This is a genomic window from Buchnera aphidicola (Cinara curtihirsuta) (genome assembly GCF_900698895.1).
GTDB lineage: Bacteria > Pseudomonadota > Gammaproteobacteria > Enterobacterales > Enterobacteriaceae > Buchnera_F > Buchnera_F aphidicola_AX.
On sequence record NZ_LR217700.1, the window covers coordinates 374580 to 391620 of the forward strand.

Annotated in this window: 30 protein-coding genes and 1 pseudogene; all 31 read right to left on the reverse strand. The window is 26.9% G+C overall.

The features are described from left to right. Positions 1–9: 9 nt before the first annotated feature. The 31 genes and pseudogenes from rpsM to tusD all read right to left on the reverse strand — a co-directional run bounded on the left by rpsM (position 10) and on the right by tusD (position 17027). Positions 10–369 carry a 30S ribosomal protein S13 gene (rpsM, locus tag BUCICURT3053_RS01650; RefSeq protein WP_154061274.1) on the reverse strand — a complete coding sequence of 120 codons (360 nt, stop codon included), beginning with the start codon at positions 367–369 and terminating at the stop codon, positions 10–12. A 111-nt stretch (positions 370–480) separates the two neighbouring features. Beyond that, positions 481–597, reverse strand: a complete 117-nt coding sequence (gene rpmJ, locus BUCICURT3053_RS01655) for a 50S ribosomal protein L36 (RefSeq protein WP_154029362.1) — start codon at positions 595–597, stop codon at positions 481–483. 35 nt (positions 598–632) lie between these two features. After that, positions 633–1928, reverse strand: a complete 1296-nt coding sequence (gene secY, locus BUCICURT3053_RS01660; protein WP_154061275.1) for a preprotein translocase subunit SecY — start codon at positions 1926–1928, stop codon at positions 633–635. A 49-nt stretch (positions 1929–1977) separates the two neighbouring features. Next, entirely contained in the window at positions 1978–2415 is a 438-nt protein-coding gene (gene rplO / locus BUCICURT3053_RS01665; protein WP_154061276.1) for a 50S ribosomal protein L15, read from the reverse strand. Further along, positions 2406–2600, reverse strand: coding sequence for a 50S ribosomal protein L30 (rpmD, locus tag BUCICURT3053_RS01670; RefSeq protein ID WP_154061277.1), 195 nt, complete (start codon positions 2598–2600; stop codon positions 2406–2408). Before rpmD ends, rplO begins: the two co-directional genes overlap by 10 nt. A 22-nt stretch (positions 2601–2622) precedes the next feature. Then, a complete protein-coding gene (rpsE, locus tag BUCICURT3053_RS01675; RefSeq protein ID WP_154061278.1) occupies positions 2623–3117 on the reverse strand; it encodes a 30S ribosomal protein S5 in 495 nt (164 codons plus the stop codon). Positions 3118–3135: 18 nt separating this feature from the next. Beyond that, a complete protein-coding gene (rplR, locus tag BUCICURT3053_RS01680) occupies positions 3136–3504 on the reverse strand; it encodes a 50S ribosomal protein L18 (protein ID WP_154061279.1) in 369 nt (122 codons plus the stop codon). A gap of 1 nt (position 3505) precedes the next feature. Then, positions 3506–4045: a 50S ribosomal protein L6 gene (rplF, locus tag BUCICURT3053_RS01685; RefSeq protein ID WP_154061280.1), complete on the reverse strand. Its 540-nt coding sequence runs from the start codon at positions 4043–4045 to the stop codon at positions 3506–3508. A gap of 35 nt (positions 4046–4080) precedes the next feature. Beyond that, positions 4081–4473, reverse strand: a complete 393-nt coding sequence (gene rpsH / locus BUCICURT3053_RS01690; protein ID WP_154061281.1) for a 30S ribosomal protein S8 — start codon at positions 4471–4473, stop codon at positions 4081–4083. A gap of 45 nt (positions 4474–4518) precedes the next feature. Further along, the gene (rpsN, locus tag BUCICURT3053_RS01695; protein ID WP_154061282.1) at positions 4519–4824 is read right to left on the reverse strand and encodes a 30S ribosomal protein S14; all 306 of its coding nucleotides are present in this window, start codon (positions 4822–4824) and stop codon (positions 4519–4521) included. A 20-nt stretch (positions 4825–4844) separates the two neighbouring features. Then, the gene (gene rplE, locus BUCICURT3053_RS01700) at positions 4845–5384 is read right to left on the reverse strand and encodes a 50S ribosomal protein L5 (RefSeq protein WP_154061283.1); all 540 of its coding nucleotides are present in this window, start codon (positions 5382–5384) and stop codon (positions 4845–4847) included. 24 nt (positions 5385–5408) lie between these two features. Next, complete coding sequence (rplX, locus tag BUCICURT3053_RS01705; RefSeq protein WP_154061284.1) at positions 5409–5723, reverse strand: 50S ribosomal protein L24; 315 nt, start codon at positions 5721–5723, stop codon at positions 5409–5411. Positions 5724–5736: 13 nt separating this feature from the next. Then, positions 5737–6108: a 50S ribosomal protein L14 gene (gene rplN / locus BUCICURT3053_RS01710; RefSeq protein ID WP_154061285.1), complete on the reverse strand. Its 372-nt coding sequence runs from the start codon at positions 6106–6108 to the stop codon at positions 5737–5739. Positions 6109–6254: 146 nt separating this feature from the next. Then, complete coding sequence (rpsQ, locus tag BUCICURT3053_RS01715) at positions 6255–6509, reverse strand: 30S ribosomal protein S17 (protein WP_154061286.1); 255 nt, start codon at positions 6507–6509, stop codon at positions 6255–6257. Then, positions 6506–6697: a 50S ribosomal protein L29 gene (gene rpmC / locus BUCICURT3053_RS01720; RefSeq protein ID WP_420021835.1), complete on the reverse strand. Its 192-nt coding sequence runs from the start codon at positions 6695–6697 to the stop codon at positions 6506–6508. Before rpmC ends, rpsQ begins: the two co-directional genes overlap by 4 nt. Before the next feature lie 8 nt (positions 6698–6705). Beyond that, entirely contained in the window at positions 6706–7116 is a 411-nt protein-coding gene (rplP, locus tag BUCICURT3053_RS01725) for a 50S ribosomal protein L16 (RefSeq protein WP_154061288.1), read from the reverse strand. Positions 7117–7135: 19 nt separating this feature from the next. Then, positions 7136–7840 (reverse strand): 30S ribosomal protein S3, encoded by a 705-nt coding sequence (rpsC, locus tag BUCICURT3053_RS01730; RefSeq protein WP_154061289.1) that lies wholly within the window; start codon positions 7838–7840, stop codon positions 7136–7138. After that, positions 7840–8190, reverse strand: a complete 351-nt coding sequence (gene rplV / locus BUCICURT3053_RS01735; RefSeq protein ID WP_154061290.1) for a 50S ribosomal protein L22 — start codon at positions 8188–8190, stop codon at positions 7840–7842. The genes rpsC and rplV overlap by 1 nt, the downstream gene beginning before the upstream one ends. 22 nt (positions 8191–8212) lie before the next feature. Then, positions 8213–8494 (reverse strand): 30S ribosomal protein S19, encoded by a 282-nt coding sequence (gene rpsS / locus BUCICURT3053_RS01740; protein ID WP_154061291.1) that lies wholly within the window; start codon positions 8492–8494, stop codon positions 8213–8215. Positions 8495–8513: 19 nt separating this feature from the next. Then, positions 8514–9335: a 50S ribosomal protein L2 gene (gene rplB, locus BUCICURT3053_RS01745; protein ID WP_154061292.1), complete on the reverse strand. Its 822-nt coding sequence runs from the start codon at positions 9333–9335 to the stop codon at positions 8514–8516. Between the two features lie 21 nt (positions 9336–9356). Continuing rightward, complete coding sequence (gene rplW / locus BUCICURT3053_RS01750; RefSeq protein ID WP_154061293.1) at positions 9357–9659, reverse strand: 50S ribosomal protein L23; 303 nt, start codon at positions 9657–9659, stop codon at positions 9357–9359. Then, positions 9656–10261: a 50S ribosomal protein L4 gene (gene rplD, locus BUCICURT3053_RS01755; protein WP_154061294.1), complete on the reverse strand. Its 606-nt coding sequence runs from the start codon at positions 10259–10261 to the stop codon at positions 9656–9658. Before rplD ends, rplW begins: the two co-directional genes overlap by 4 nt. A 21-nt stretch (positions 10262–10282) precedes the next feature. Next, on the reverse strand, positions 10283–10915 hold the full coding sequence (rplC, locus tag BUCICURT3053_RS01760; protein ID WP_154061295.1) for a 50S ribosomal protein L3: 633 nt from the start codon (positions 10913–10915) through the stop codon (positions 10283–10285). A gap of 50 nt (positions 10916–10965) precedes the next feature. After that, on the reverse strand, positions 10966–11277 hold the full coding sequence (rpsJ, locus tag BUCICURT3053_RS01765; RefSeq protein ID WP_154061296.1) for a 30S ribosomal protein S10: 312 nt from the start codon (positions 11275–11277) through the stop codon (positions 10966–10968). A gap of 254 nt (positions 11278–11531) precedes the next feature. Further along, entirely contained in the window at positions 11532–12716 is a 1185-nt protein-coding gene (gene tuf / locus BUCICURT3053_RS01770; protein WP_154061297.1) for an elongation factor Tu, read from the reverse strand. A 61-nt stretch (positions 12717–12777) separates the two neighbouring features. Further along, positions 12778–14889, reverse strand: a complete 2112-nt coding sequence (gene fusA / locus BUCICURT3053_RS01775; protein ID WP_154061298.1) for an elongation factor G — start codon at positions 14887–14889, stop codon at positions 12778–12780. Positions 14890–14970: 81 nt separating this feature from the next. Further along, entirely contained in the window at positions 14971–15441 is a 471-nt protein-coding gene (rpsG, locus tag BUCICURT3053_RS01780; protein ID WP_154061299.1) for a 30S ribosomal protein S7, read from the reverse strand. Positions 15442–15462: 21 nt separating this feature from the next. Beyond that, on the reverse strand, positions 15463–15837 hold the full coding sequence (rpsL, locus tag BUCICURT3053_RS01785; protein WP_154029388.1) for a 30S ribosomal protein S12: 375 nt from the start codon (positions 15835–15837) through the stop codon (positions 15463–15465). Positions 15838–15955: 118 nt separating this feature from the next. Continuing rightward, positions 15956–16246, reverse strand: a complete 291-nt coding sequence (gene tusB / locus BUCICURT3053_RS01790; RefSeq protein WP_154061300.1) for a sulfurtransferase complex subunit TusB — start codon at positions 16244–16246, stop codon at positions 15956–15958. 13 nt (positions 16247–16259) lie between these two features. After that, positions 16260–16618 (reverse strand): annotated as a pseudogene (gene tusC, locus BUCICURT3053_RS01795) (sulfurtransferase complex subunit TusC). A 22-nt stretch (positions 16619–16640) separates the two neighbouring features. Beyond that, positions 16641–17027 carry a sulfurtransferase complex subunit TusD gene (tusD, locus tag BUCICURT3053_RS01800; protein ID WP_154061301.1) on the reverse strand — a complete coding sequence of 129 codons (387 nt, stop codon included), beginning with the start codon at positions 17025–17027 and terminating at the stop codon, positions 16641–16643. Positions 17028–17041: the final 14 nt, after the last annotated feature.

The window sequence follows — 17041 nt, forward strand, 5'->3', positions numbered from 1 at the left end:
ATTTTCCTATTATCTACTTTTTATTAATTTTCTAGGACCTTTACATGTACGAGCATTTGTTTTTGTTCTTTGCCCTCTAACAGGAAGATGTTTACGATGACGAAATCCTCTATAACAACCAATATCCATTAATCTTTTTATATTAATAGTTTTTTCTCTTCGTAAATCACCTTCAATAAGAAATTTAGATATTATTGAACGTAATATTTCAATTTGATTTTCTTTTAATTCGCTAACTTTTATATTATACGGAATACCAGATTCACAACAAATTTTTTTAGATAATGATATACCGATTCCATAAATTCCAGTTAATGCTATTAATATATGTTTGTAATCCGGAATATTTATTCCTGCAATTCTTGCCATAAATATTTTTCCTTATAAATATAAATTAATAATAAAATATTTTTTACTATTAAATATACCAACTAAATAAATCAATAATTTATTTTTTAAAAATATGTAGAATTATTTTAATTAACCTTGTCTTTGTTTATGTTTAGGATCATTACTACAAATAACACGAATTATATTTTTTCTACGTATAATTTTACAACTTCGACAAATTTTTTTAACAGATGCACGTACTTTCATTATTTCTCCAAAAATAAATATTAATTGATAATATTTTAATTTTTTAAATATAAATTTGCTTTCTTAAGTATTCTTTTATATTTAGTAGACATCATTAATGTTTGTATTTGTATAATAAATTCCATTAATACAACAACTACAATTAATAATGAAGTACCACCAAAATAAAAAGGAACTTTCAAATATATTTGCATAATATCTGGAATTAAACATATAAATATTGTATAAATAGAACCTATTGTTGTTAATTTAAAAACAATTTTTTTAATAAATTGTGATGTACGTATACCCGGACGAATCCCAGGAATAAAAGCACCTGATTTTTTTAAATTCATTGCTGTATCTCGAACATCAAAGATTATACTAGTATAAAAAAAACAAAAAAAAACTATTAATACAGTATTTATTAATAAATAAATACTATGATTAAATTTAAAATAATTAAAAAATTGTATTAAATAAAAATAATCATGAAACATATAACGAAAATAAGTAATAATAATAGATGGAAATACAATTAGACTAGAAGAAAAAATTACAGGTACTACACCAGCCATATTTAATTTTATAGGTAAATAACTATTATGTGCAGAATACATACGCTGACCTTGTTGACGACGAGCATAGCATACAGTAATTTTACGTTGACTTTTCTCAATAAATACTACTGTAAAAATTACAGAAATAATTATAACGGCAATTAATAATATATATAAAAAATTAAAATGATTAATTTTCATAACTTTTAATGTCTGTATAGCAGAAACAGGTAAACTAGAAACTATTCCTGAAAAAATAATTAAAGAAACACCGTTACCTAAACCTTTTTCAGTAATAAACTCTCCAAGCCACATTAAAAACATTGTTCCTGTAACTAAACTTACAATAGAAATAAAATAAAAATAACGATCTGTACAAATTACAAGATTATTCATACCTGGGAGAAAAGGTAATCCAGATACTACACTAATAGATTGAATAATTGATAATAATAAAGTTAAATATTTAGTATATTGATTAATTTTTTTTTTCCCTATTTCTCCTTCTTTTTTTAAATTAATTAGATAAGGAATAATAAAAGTTAATAACTGAATTATTATAGAAGAAGAAATATAAGGCATAACGCCTAATGCAAATATCGACGCTCTATTTAAAGATCCCCCAGAAAACATATTAAATATTGTTAATAAAGAACTATTTTTATGAAAAAAAAATTGTTCTAAAATCTTTATATCTATACCAGGAATAGGAATAAAAGAACCAATACGAAATATTATAATTGCTATAAAAACAAGTAGAATTCTTTTTTTTAAATTGTATAATGTAGACATAATTGATTTTATATTAATAAAAAATAGTTTAATAATATCATTATTATATTTAATTATTAATTGTTCCTCCTGCTAATTCAATACATAAACGAGCTCCTTTAGTAACAGATAAACCAGAAACAATTATCGGTCTTTTAATATTTCCTACTTTAATAATTTTAACATATTTAATATTTTTTTTAATTAAATTTATTTTTTTTAAAATAGATAAATTTATAGTAGATATACTAGATAAGTTATTTAATTCAAATAATCTAATTTCATCAACAAATACTTTTTTTTTAGAAACAAAACCAAATTTTGGAAGTCTTCTATATAAAGGTGTTTGACCTCCTTCAAATCCCTTGCGAATTTTTCTTCCAGATCTAGATTTTTGACCTTTATGTCCTCTTCCTCCAGTTTTTCCAAAACCTGAACCTATTCCTCTACATATACGTTTTCTTTTTTTATTCTTATATACAGAATTTGATATTGTATTTAAATACATAATTTATCTCCTTTTTTTATATCTATCATATAAAAAACCTGTTTTATCATACCTCTAATAGAGGCGGTGTCTTCTCTTTCTACAGTATCACCAATATAACGTAAACCTAATCCTTTCATAGTTGCTATATGTTTAGGTAAACGACCAATTTGGCTTTTTATTTGTGTTATAAAAATTTTTTTCATAAAATATTAATACACCATATATTTAAAAGTTAGTAATAGATTTACCTAATTTTTTAGCAATCATTTTCGGTGATCTAATTTTTTTCAAACCATCTATAGTTGCTCGAACTACATTAATCGGATTAGTAGACCCATATATTTTAGCTAAAATATTATGAATACCAACTACTTCTAATATCGATCTCATTGCACCTCCAGCAATAATACCAGTACCTTCCGATGCTGGTTTCATAAATATCTTAGAACCTGTATGTGAACCATATACAGAGTGTTGTATAGTTTTCTGAAATAGTGGAATAATAATCATATTTTTTCGTGCTTTTTCCATAGCTTTTTGAATAGCTGCCGGCACTTCCTTTGCTTTCCCATATCCAAAGCCGACTTTTCCATTACCATTACCTACTACAGTTAAAGCAGTAAAAGAAAAAATTCTACCTCCTTTTACTGTCTTTGAAACTCTATTTACAGAAATTAATTTTTCTTTTAAATCTATAGATAATTTTTTATCAAAATTCATATATACTATCCTTTTTTATTAAAAAACTAAACCGGATATACGTGCAGATTCAGCTAATTCTTTTACTCTACCATGATATTTAAAACCAGAACGATCAAATGAAACTATTTTTATACCTTTCTTCAAAGCTCTTTTAGCAATCAACTGTCCTATTAATTTAGCGGATACTTTATTACCTGTATATATATTTTGTATTTTTAATTTTTTAAATTCTAATGTAGATGCACATACAGAAATAACAGATGTATTATATGAAATAATTTGTGCATAAATATGTCTTGAAGTGCGATGTACTACTAAACGAAAAGAACAATTAATTTGTATTTTTTTTCTTATTTTAGTATATCGTCTTATACGAGAATATTTTTTATTTATTTTGCCTTTCATTTTACTTCTTTTTTGCCTCTTTAATACGAATTACTTCATTAAAATAACGAATACCTTTTCCTTTATAAGGCTCAGGGATACGATAAGATCGTATATTAGCTGCTACTTGTCCTACAAGTTGTTTATCTATTCCAGATAAAATAATTTCGTTTTGAGGTAATAAAACTGCTTTTATTGAATTTGGAAGTTTATAAAAAACAGGATGTGAAAAGCCTAGATATAATTTTAAAATATTATTTTCTTTTATTATAACACGATAACCAATACCAAATAAATTTAATTGTTTTTTAAAACCAATGGTAACACCAATAATCATCATATATATTAAAGAACGACAAGTGCCCGCCTGCATCCAACCATATGATTCAGAAAAGTGATTATGTGAAAAAAATAAATAGTTATCTTTTTTTGTAATTTTTACACAAATGTGAATTACACGTTTTAATAAACCTAACGGACCGCTAATTATAACTTCTAAATTGTCTAATTTAATAGTTACATTTTTTGGAATAACTATAGGTGATTTTGCTACACGAGACATTATTTAAATTCCTCTATTTATATAAATTAATGATATTAATTTACGTAACATATAATTTCTCCACCTAAACCTTTTTCTCTTGCAATACGATTAGTCATAACTCCTCTCGAAGTAGAAAGAATTGCAATGCCTAAATTATTCATTACTACAGGTAAATTATGTTTATTACAATATTTACGTAAACTTGGACGACTTATTCTAGAAATATGCTCAATAACAGATTTTCCATTATAATATTTTAAAAAAATCTTTAATTCTAAATTATTAACTTTCTTTATTTTATAATTATAAATATATCCCTCATATTTTAATACTCTTATAATATTTTCTTTTATTTTAGAAAAAGGCACAGTAACAAAAATTTTGTTTGAATTTTGGCCATTACGAATACAAGTTAACATATCAGATATTGGATCTTGCATGCTCATTATAATGCTCCTTATTTAAAGATAAAAAATAATTAATATAATTTTTTACCAACTAGCTTTAGTTAAACCCGGTATTTCCCCTCTCATAGCAGATTCACGTAATTTCATACGACTTAATCCAAATTTTCGCAAAAAAGCATGAGGACGTCCAGTTTGTCGACAACGATTACGTTGTCGGGAAGGACTAGAATCCCTAGGTAATGTTTGTAATTTTAACATAGCATCCCAACGTTCTTTATCTGAAGAATATTTAGATTTAATAATATTCTTTAGTTGAGATCGTATAGTATAATATTTTAATGCTAATTTAATTCTTTTAATTTCTCTTGCTTTCATAGATTGTTTAGCCATATAATTCTACCTTTATAATATTATTTTTGAAAAGGAAAGTTAAAAGCAGAAAGTAAAAATTCACCTTCTAGATTAGATTGAGCATTAGTGGTAATAGTAATATTCATACCTCTAATAGAATCAATTTTTTCATAATTAATTTCAGGAAAAATAATTTGTTCTCGAATACCTAAACTATAATTACCTCTACCATCAAATGATTTACGAGACATTCCTCTAAAATCACGTATTCGTGGTATTGCAATAGTAATTAATTTATCAAAAAAATCCCATTGCCTCTTTCCTCGTAAAGTAACTTTACATCCTACCGGGTATCCTTTACGAATTTTAAAGGTTGCAATAGATTTTTTAGCAACTGTAATTACTGGTTTTTGACCAGAAATTTGAGTTAAATCATTTATTGCATAATCTAATATTTTTTTATTTGTAATAGACTTTCCTACACCCATGTTTAAAGTAATCTTTTTAATTTTAGGAACTGCCATTATTGTAGAATAATTAAATTTATTCATTAATTTTGGAATAACATCAGTAATATAAAAACTTCGTAATCTACACATAATACATATACCTTTTATATCAAGTTAAAATAACTCGTGATTGGATTTATATCGACGTATTTTTTTTCCTGAAGTCCAAAAAAATTCTACTTTATCTGCTTTATTAAGTTTTTTATTAAAAATAGATAAATTAGAAATGTGAATAGGCGCTTCTTGCAAAATAATTCCACCAGTCTGTTTTTTTTCTGGTACAGATTTTTGATGCTTTTTAACTATATTAATTCCACTAACAATAACCATATTATTATTACGATAAATTTTTTTAACTAAACCTGTTTTCCCTTTATCTTTACCGGTTAAAACTATAACTAAATCATTAGAGCGAATTTTAGAAGACATTATTAATTTCCTTTTATAAAACCTCTGGTGCTAAAGAAATAATTTTCATAAATGATTCTGTTCTTAATTCTCGTGTTACTGGACCAAATATACGTGTACCAATAGGTTGTCCTGTAGTATCATTTAAAATAACACATGCATTGCTATCAAAACAAATCATAGACCCGTCTACTCGACGAATTCCCTTTTTAGTACGTACAATTACTGCCTTCATAACATCACCTTTCTTTACTTTACTACGAGGGATTGCTTCTTTAACAGCCACTTTTATTATGTCACCAATACGAGCATAACGTCGTCGTGAACCACCTAAAACTTTTATACACATAACTAAACGAGCGCCAGAATTATCCGCAACATGTAAAATTGTTTGTACTTGTATCATATTATATAATCCTTAAATTTTAAATTTATTTAATAATATATTAAAAAAAAATATAATAATATTAATTATCAATAAATTAATAGAAGACATGAAACTTAACCATAAATGCAATTATCATGCCTTCCGGTTATAAAAATAAAAAATTTTTAAATTATAGATTTTTCTAATATTTTTAATAAAATCCAAGATTTTGTTTTAGATATTGGTCGATATTCACAAATCTCAACCAAATCACCAATATTACAAATATTTTTCTCATCATGTACACATAATTTTGTTCTTTTTTTTATAAATTTTCTATAAATAGAATGTTTAATTCTACGAATAACAACAACAATAATAGATTTTTGCATTTTATTACTAATTACACGACCTTGTAAAACATTTTTTTTCTGGCTCATAATGTATTATTTATCCGATCTGTTAATAAAGTTTTAATACGCGCAATATCTTTTCTAACTTTTCGTATCAAATGTGTCTTTTTTAACTTTCCTGAAGATAATTGTAATCGCATATTAAATTGTTCTTTTAATAACTCAAATAATTTTTCTTCTAAATCTTTTTGTAAGATATTTTTTTGTATTATCATATTCATAGTTACATTACCGTTTTAGATACAAAAACAGTTTTAATAGGTAATTTTGATGAAGCAAGTTTAAATGCAAAACGAGATTCTTTTTCTGAAATACCATTAACTTCATATAATATTTTACCCGGTTGTACTAAAGCAACCCAATATTCTACATTACCCTTACCTTTTCCCATACGAACTTCTAAAGGTTTTTGTGTAATAGGTTTATCTGGAAAAATACGAATCCACATTTTTCCTTGACGTTTTACAGAACGTGTAATAGTTCTACGAGCAGATTCAATTTGTCTAGAAGTTAACCTTCCTCTAGTAAGAGCTTTTAAACCATAAATTCCAAAACTTATTTTATTATCAATAGATAAACCTCTATTTTTTCCTTTATGCATTTTTCGAAATTTTGTACGTTTTGGTTGCAACATATATATAAACCTCCATAACTTATTTTCGATTTCTTCGAGAATTTTTTTTCACTAAACCAAATTTCTTTTTATCTTTTTTTTGAGCAAAAACCATTCCATCTAATATTTCACCTTTAAAAATCCATACTTTTACTCCAATTATTCCATACGTAGTATGAGCTTCTGAAGTATTATATTCAATATCTGCTCTTAATGTATGTAAAGGAACCCTTCCTTCTCTATACCATTCTCTACGAGCAATTTCTACCCCCCCTAAACGTCCACTTACTTCTACTTTAATACCCTTTGCTCCTTGACGAATAGCATTTTGAACTGAGCGTTTCATAGCTCGTCTAAACATAATTCTTCTTTCTAACTGAGATGCAATATTATCTGCTACTAATTTAGCATCCAATTCTGGTTTACGAATTTCAGAAATATTTATTTGTGCTGGAACATTAGTTAATTTAGAAATTTCTATACGTAATTTTTCAACATCTTCTCCTTTTTTTCCAATTACAATACCCGGTCTTGCTGTATATATAGTTAATTTAATACTTTTAGAAAGACGCTCAATAACAACTTTAGATATTGAAGCTTTTGTTAGTTTTTTCATTATAAAACTACGAACTTTAAAATCACTATCTATATAATTTGAAAATTCTTTTTTACCAGCAAACCAAAAAGAATTCCATGATTTAATAACACCTAATCGCATTCCATTAGGATGTACTTTTTGACCCATTAGTTTCCCCTTGAATAAATAGAATCAGATAAAATGATCGTAAGATGACTTGTTCTCTTTAAAATTCTATCAGCCCTACCTTTTGCTCTAGGCATCATACGTTTCATACTACTACCGCTATTAACAAAAATTTTTGAAATAATTAATATTTTTGCATCACAACCATAATTATGTTCAGCATTAGATAAAGCTGACTTTAATAATTTTTTAACTAAAATAGCTGATTTTTTATTTAAATTTGATAAAACATGTAATGATAATAATGCATTTTTACCGCGAATAATATTTGCAATTAAACGTATTTTTTGAGCCGAAGAACGAATTTGATTATATTTAGCTAATATATTCATATTATTTTCTTTATAGTGTTATTTAAATAGTATTTTTAATTTTTTTATCTGCAGTATGTCCTTTATAAGTTCTTGTAATAGAAAATTCTCCTAATTTATGACCAACCATTTCTTCAGTAATAAATACTGGAATATGTTTACGACCATTATGTACTAATATTGTCAAACCAATCATATTAGGAAAAATTGTAGAACGTCTAGACCATGTACGAACTGCTTTTTTCTTTTCTTCTTTTAATGAATTCTGAATCTTTTTTAACAAATGTACATCAATGAAAGGACCCTTTTTAAGAGATCGAGGCATATACTTTTCTCCTATATAATTATTTATTTCTGTGACGTACAATGAACTTTTCCGTTCTTTTATTTTTTCTAGTTTTTTTACCTTTTGTTTTCATTCCCCAAGGACTAACAGGATGTTTACCGAAATTTCTACCTTCACCACCTCCATGAGGGTGATCTACTGGGTTCATTGCAGTACCACGTACAGTAGGTCTAATTCCATATCGACGAGAAGCACCTGCTTTTCCTAAAACACGTAACATATGCTCTGCATTACCTACTTCTCCTATAGTTGCGCGACATTCTATGTGAATCTTTCTTAATTCTCCAGAACGTAATCGTATAACCACATATTTATTTTCTTTAGAAATTAATTGAGCATAATTTCCAGCAGATCGAGCAATTTGACCTCCTTTACCAGATTTCATTTCAATATTATGTATAATAGTACCAACAGGAACATTTTTTAACGGTAAAGTATTTCCTATTTTGATCGGTGCTAAATTTCCAGATTCAATAATATCACCAACTTGAATACCCTTAGGTTCTAAAATATAACTTCTACTACCATCTTTATATAATACTAAAATAATGTTTGAGGATCTATTAGGATCATATTCAATTCTTTTAACTACACCTTTAATATTGTCTTTATATCTTTTAAAATCAATACAACGATATAATTGTTTATGCCCACCACCAATATGACGTGTTGTAATACGACCATAATTATTTCTTCCGCCGGTTTTGATCTTTTTCTGTAATAAAGGTTCGTATGGTCGACCTTTATGTAAATTAGAATGCACTACCTTTATTACATGCCGTCTACCAGGAGATGTTGGTTTACATTTTATAATTGCCATATAACCCCCTTTTAATCATTATTATGCTGAATGACCTAAAAATTCTAAATTTTGACCAGGTTGTAAAATCACATATGCTTTTTTCCAATCATTAGATTTACATAGTTTACTTTTCTTACGTTTTCTTTTTCCTTTTACTATCAAAGTATTAATTTTATATACTCGAACTTGAAAAAATTTTTCAATAGCTGATTTAATCTCAAATTTAGTAGAATTTTTTAATACTTTTAATACTACTGTATTATTTTTTTTCATATTATCCGATGTTTTTTCAGAAACATGAGGTGATAAAAGTACTTTTAATAATTTTTCTGTATAAATCATTGAAACATAACCTCAATTTTTTTAATTGCTGAAACAGTAATTAATACATTTTCATATGATATTAAACTAACAGGATTAATTGATTTTACATCCAAAACACATATAGAATATAAATTTCTAGATGCAAATAATAAGTTTTTATTTATATCATCAGTAATAATTAAAGCACGAATAAAATTCATTAACTTTAATTTTTTCAATAATATTTTTGTTTTAGGAGATTCAATTGAAAAATTTTTAAATAAAAATAAACGATTTTGTCGAATTAATTCTGAAAAAATACTTTTTATAGCGCCTTTATACATTTTTTTATTTATTTTTAAAAAATATTTTTTAGGTTTTGCTGCAAAGGTAACTCCTCCTGATCTCCAGATAGGACTTCTTAAAGATCCTGAACGAGCTCTACCTGTACCTTTTTGTCTCCAAGGTTTTTTACCTGAACCCGATACTTCTGATCTACTTTTCTGAGCTTTACTTCCTTGTCTTTTACGAGCTAAATATGCAACTACAATTTGATGAACGAGAGACTCGTTAAAAGAAGCATTAAAAATACGTTCAGATAAACAATATGATTCATCTGTACCTTGACATATTAAATCCATCTTTTTTTACCCCCTCTTCCTTTATTTATTCTTAATTGCCGGTTTAATTAATATATTACTTCCAATACAACCAGGAACAGATCCTTTAATAAATATTATTTTTTTAAGATCATCTATTTTTATAATACATAAATTTTGTATTGTAATACGTTTGTTACCCAAATGACCCGGCATTTTTTTACCTTTAAATACATGACCAGGTGTTTGATTTTGACCAATAGAACCAGGAACACGATGAGATAAAGAATTCCCGTGAGTAGCATCTTGCATACTAAAATTCCAGCGTTTTACTGTACCAGAAAAACCTTTACCTTTAGAAATACCTGTTACATCTACTTTTTTGATATTATTAAATAAATTTATAGTTATTTTTTGACCACATTTAAATTTTGATAAATTATTACACCTAAATTCCCATAATCCTCTACCAATAGGTATTTTATATTTCATATAATGACCTAATTCAGGTTTTAAAACACTATTTTTTTTTTTAATACCTGTAGTTAATTGAATAGATTCATATTTATCATTATTCAATGATTTAATTTGTACAATAGTATTATCAAGTACCTCAATTAATGTTACAGGAATAGACGAACTATCATTCATAAAAATTCGTGTTATTCCTAATTTTTTACCAACTAGACCTATCATTGCTGTTTGCCTTTATTAATTGAAAATCAATTTTATATAATATTTTTATGTTAATCCAAGCTAATTTGTACATCAACTCCCGCAGCAAGATCTAAACGCATCAATGCATCAACAGTTTTTTCTGTAAGTTGTATAATATCAATTAATCTTTTATGAGTTCTAATTTCATATTGATCACGAGCGTCTTTATTTACATGAGGTGAAACTAAAATAGTAAATCTCTCTTTTCGAGTAGGTAACGGAATAGGTCCTAATACTTTAGCTCCAGTACGTTTTGCTGTATCTACAATTTCTGCTGTAGATTGATCAATTAAACGATAATCAAAAGCTTTTAAACGAATACGAATTCTCTGACCGGGCATAAATACAGAACTCCTTATTTAAGTAAATTCTATTTTATCAATTTAATTTAATTAACAAAATTATATAAATAATAATTTATTTTTCAAAAAAAATAATAAATTAAATATTTTTATATAATAATTTTATAAATAATTATTATTGCTTATTTAAAAAAATACTGTGTAATATTTATATTAAGTGTCAAGAAAAGAGAAATACTCTATTCTTGACAAAAATGTCAAAATATTGATATATAATAAAATTTATATTAATATTATGCAATTACTTTTGCAACTACACCAGCTCCAACTGTTCTACCACCTTCTCGAATCGCAAAACGTAATCCTTCAGCCATAGCAATAGGATGTATTAATGTTACTACCATTTTTATATTATCTCCAGGCATGACCATTTCAACATTATCAGGAAGTTCAATAGAACCAGTAACATCGGTTGTTCTAAAATAGAACTGAGGGCGATAACCTTTAAAGAAAGGAGTGTGTCTTCCACCTTCATCTTTCGATAAAACATAAACTTCAGATTCAAATTTTAAATGAGGATGAATAGTTCCTGGTTTAGATAAAACCTGACCGCGTTCAATATCATCCCTTTTTGTTCCCCGTAATAAAATACCAACATTTTCTCCTGCGCGACCTTCATCTAGCAATTTACGAAACATTTCTACACCAGTACATATCGTTTTAGTGGTAGGTTTAATTCCAACAATTTCAATTTCTTCACCAACTTTAATAATTCCACGTTCAATACGACCTGTTACAACAGTACCACGACCAGAAATAGAAAAAACATCTTCGATTGGTAATAAAAACGGTTCATCAATAGCTCTAACTGGTATAGGAATATATTGATCTAAGTAATTTGCTAACTCAATAATTTTATCTTCCCAAACTTTATCTCCTTCTAATGCTTTTAAAGCTGAACCGCGTATGATAGGAATATCATCTCCTGGAAAATCATATTGCGTTAATAAATCACGAACCTCCATTTCAACTAATTCTAATAATTCTTCATCATTAACCATGTCACATTTATTTAAAAAAACAACAATATGCGGAACTCCTACTTGTCTTCCTAATAAAATATGTTCTCTAGTTTGAGGCATAGGACCATCAGTAGCTGCTACTACTAAAATTGCTCCATCCATTTGAGCTGCACCAGTAATCATATTTTTTATATAATCAGCATGTCCAGGACAATCAACATGAGCATAGTGACGAACTTCTGTATCGTATTCAACATGTGAAGTATTAATTGTAATACCTCTAGCTTTTTCTTCTGGAGCATTATCAATTTGTTCAAAAGCGCAGGCCTTACCACCAAATCTTTTTGATAAAACAGTAGTTATAGCTGCTGTTAAAGTAGTTTTTCCATGATCTACGTGACCAATAGTTCCAACATTAATATGAGGTTTGGAACGATTAAATTTTTCTTTAGACATTATTTTTTCCTTTATTAATAAACTTATTCTTTAAAAAATAAAAATATATAAAAAAATATTATTAACATTTTCTCTTAGAGATAATAGTATCACAAATTGAACTAGGAGCTTCTGTATACTTGATAAATTCCATAGAATAAGAGGCTCTTCCTTGAGTTTGAGACCTTAAATCAGTAGCGTACCCAAACATTTCTGATAAAGGAACATATGCTTTAATATTTTTTCCGCCTATTAAATCATCAACCATACCTTCAATAATTCCTCGGCGACGATTAATATCACCAATTACATCACCCATATATTCTTCAGGTGTCTCTACTTCAACTTGCATAATAGGTTCTAATAAAATTGGATTTGCTTGTTTAAATGCCGATTTAAATGCATATGAAGCAGCTAATTTAAAAGCAAGTTCTGAAGAATCAACATCATGATATGACCCATCATGTAGTCGTATTCCAATATCAACAACAGGATATCCAGCTAAAGGACCTGATTTTAATTGCTCCTGAATACCTTTATCAATAGAAGAAATATATTCCCCTGGTATAACTCCACCTTTAATGTCATTAATAAAAGAATAACCTGATTCATCTGGTTTCAAAGGAAAAATATCAATTACAACATGCCCATATTGTCCTCTACCTCCAGATTGTTTAATATGTTTACCTTCAATATCTATTACCTTATTTAAAATCGTCTCACGATAAGCAACTTGTGGTTTACCTATATTAGCATCAACATTAAATTCACGCTTCATTCGGTCAACAATAATTTCCAAATGTAACTCTCCCATACCAGCTATAATTGTTTGATTAGATTCATTATCCGTCCATACTTTAAATGAAGGATCTTCTTTAGCTAATCTATTTAAAGCTAAACCCATTTTTTCCTGATCAGCTTTGGTTTTAGGTTCAACAGCAATAGAAATAACTGGTTCGGGAAAATCCATTTTTTCTAGAACAATTGGGTGATTTACATCACATAATGTATCACCAGTAGTAACATTTTTTAAACCAATTGCAGCAGCAATATCTCCAGCTCTAACTTCTTTTATTTCTTCACGTTTATTCGCATGCATTTGCACAATTCTACCAAATCTTTCAGTATGTGATTTTACAGAATTTAGTACTACATCCCCCGACCGAACAACACCTGAATAAACACGAAAAAAAGTTAAGTTTCCAACAAAAGCATCAGATGCAATTTTAAATGCAAGAGCAGAAAAAGGTTGTTTATCATCAGAACTTCTAAATAAAGTAGTATTTTTTTTATCTTTTATAAAATTTTTAGTTTCATCAATATCTTTAGGAGAAGGTAAATATTCAATGATAGCATCTAATAAAGCTTGTACACCCTTATTTTTAAATGCAGATCCACAAGTTATCAAAGTAATTTCATTGTTTAATGCTCTTTTTCTCAATCCTATTTTAATATCTTGTTCTTTTAAATCTTCATCTTGCAAATATTTTTCCATTAAATCATCATCTGCTTCAGCTGCAATTTCTACTAAATTTATATGCCATTTTTTAGAAATAGGTAATAACTCTTTTGGAATCTCATAATATTTAAATGTTATACCCTGATCTTTTTGAGACCATTTTATTGCTTTCATTTTTACTAAATCAACAATACCTAAAAAATTTTCTTCAGAACCAATAGATAACTGGATTGGGACAGCTATAGTATGTAAACGTGTATGAATTTGATTAACAACTTTAAAAAAATCCGCTCCCATTCTATCCATTTTATTTATAAAAGCAATTCTTGGTACTTTATATTTATTTGCCTGTCTCCATACCGTCTCTGATTGGGGTTGAACCCCTCCAACAGCGCAGTAAATCATTACTACTCCATCTAATATTCTCATTGATCTTTCTACTTCAATTGTAAAATCAACATGACCTGGGGTATCAATAATATTAATTCGATGTGGTAAAAATTGATTAGCCATTCCTGACCAAAAAGTAGTCGTTGCTGCGGAAGTTATTGTAATCCCTCTTTCTTGCTCTTGAACCATCCAGTCCATAGTAGCTGCGCCATCATGAACTTCTCCAATTTTATGATTAATGCCAGTATAAAACAATATACGTTCAGTCGTAGTTGTTTTACCTGCATCAATATGTGCACTAATACCAATATTTCGATATTGAGTAACAGGTGTTATACGTACCATAAAAATCCTCTTATTAATATAAGATCTATAATAAAATAATTTTACATATTTATATATATAAAAATATTTTTATAAATAAAATTACCAACGATAATGTGCAAATGCTTTATTTGCATCAGCCATTTTATGAACCTCTTCACGTTTACGTACAGCTGAACCTTTATTTTCTATAGCATCTGCTAATTCATTAGTTAATCGTATTGACATAGACTTATCTGTACGTTTACGAGCAGCTTCTACAATCCATCTCATTGCTAAAGCATTCCTTCTTACTGGACGAACTTCTACTGGAACCTGATAAGTAGACCCTCCAACACGACGTGATTTTACTTCTACAAGTGGCTTTACATTATCTAATGCTGATATAAAAATATCTAATTCTTTTTTATTCATTTTTTTAGATAAAGTTGATAGTGCTGAATAAACAATTTCTTCAGCAATAGACTTTTTACCATTAACCATTAATATATTAATAAATTTAGCTAATAAATCTGAAGAAAATTTAGGATCTGGTAAAATTTTACGCTGTCCTATTATGTGACGACGTGGCATATATACACTCCTTTAAAATATCTATGTTTTTAATTTTTTAACACCATATTTAGATCTACCTTTTTTTCGATCCTTAACACCCGAACAATCTAACGAACCTCTAACTACATGATATCGTACACCAGGTAAATCTTTTACTCGTCCTCCACGTATTAAAATAACTGAATGTTCCTGTAAATTATGACCTTCTCCTCCAATATAAGCTGTTACTTCATAACCATTAGTTAATCGAACACGACAAACTTTTCTCAATGCAGAATTTGGTTTTTTAGGTGTTGTAGTATATACTCTGGTACATACTCCTCTTTTTTGAGGACAACCAGATAAAGCAGGAACATTACTTTTTACTAATTTTCGTACTCTTGGAGTACGTACTAGTTGATTAATAGTAGACATATATTCTCCTTAATACTCTATTTTTATATATTAAAATTATTAAAAATATTATACCGAATAAAGTAGTATAATAAAAATCATTCAATATATATTGTATTAATTTTACCTTTTAAAATAATTACCAAGTCATGTTTCTATTATGACTTAATGTTAATAATACAAAACTACAATAGTTAATCATAATTAATTGATTTTTTTTAGCTAATTTTAAAAAACCTCTAGCGGATAAATCATTTTCTAAAAAATAAATTAAATTAAAATTTTTATAAAATTTTTCTAAAAAAATATTATCTATAACTCCTAATATTACGCCATCCTGAAGACAAATTAAATCATCACACGCAGAACTAAATGAAAACAAAGATGACATAGATATATCATACGGAGAATTTAATAAAATATGTAACATAAATTTTTTATTATCACCACTTAAAAATAAAATCAAATTTATTAATTTTTTTTTGAATATAAAAACTATTTAAAAATTTTACTGGTAATAAAAATTTATCATTATCTTTTAAACCTCTCTGATAAGCAGAATTTTTACAAAAAAAAAATCTTTTATATCATATAATGATAAAATTTTAAAAGAAAGAGAATAATTATGTAATTTAATTAAACTTGGTTTTTGATGTAACATTAATTGAAATACACCATCATCAATAAAAAATAAAGAAATTTTGTTACTAAATAAGGAAAAGGATAAAATAAAATCTAATCCTTCTCTACTAATACTATTTCCATGCGGGGCTTTAGAAAAAACAAAAGCAATAGATTTCATTAGATTAAACTTTTATTTAAAATTAAAATTGTATAATACGATCACAATTATTTATAGAATAAGATAATTCACTTAAACTAGTTAAGTTAAATGAAGATGAATAAATTTCTTGAATATATTTAGACTTAATAATAGACTTGTTTAATAATATTCCTCGTCTATATGCAGAACTAGGACAAATACATAATTTTAAATTATATTTTTCTTTTAGATTTATCCATCCTTTTAATATATTAAACTCATTTATAGGAGGAGAAATCATAATGTTAGCGTTATACACACCTGAAGAATAAAAAAAAATTTTTTTTATATGGTGATTTAAAAAAAGAATAGATTTAACAAATAAAAAAGCAGTTATAGAGTTCTGAGTTCCATAAGGTGGGCCAGTTACAAAAAGAATAAAGTTCATATTAATACCATTAT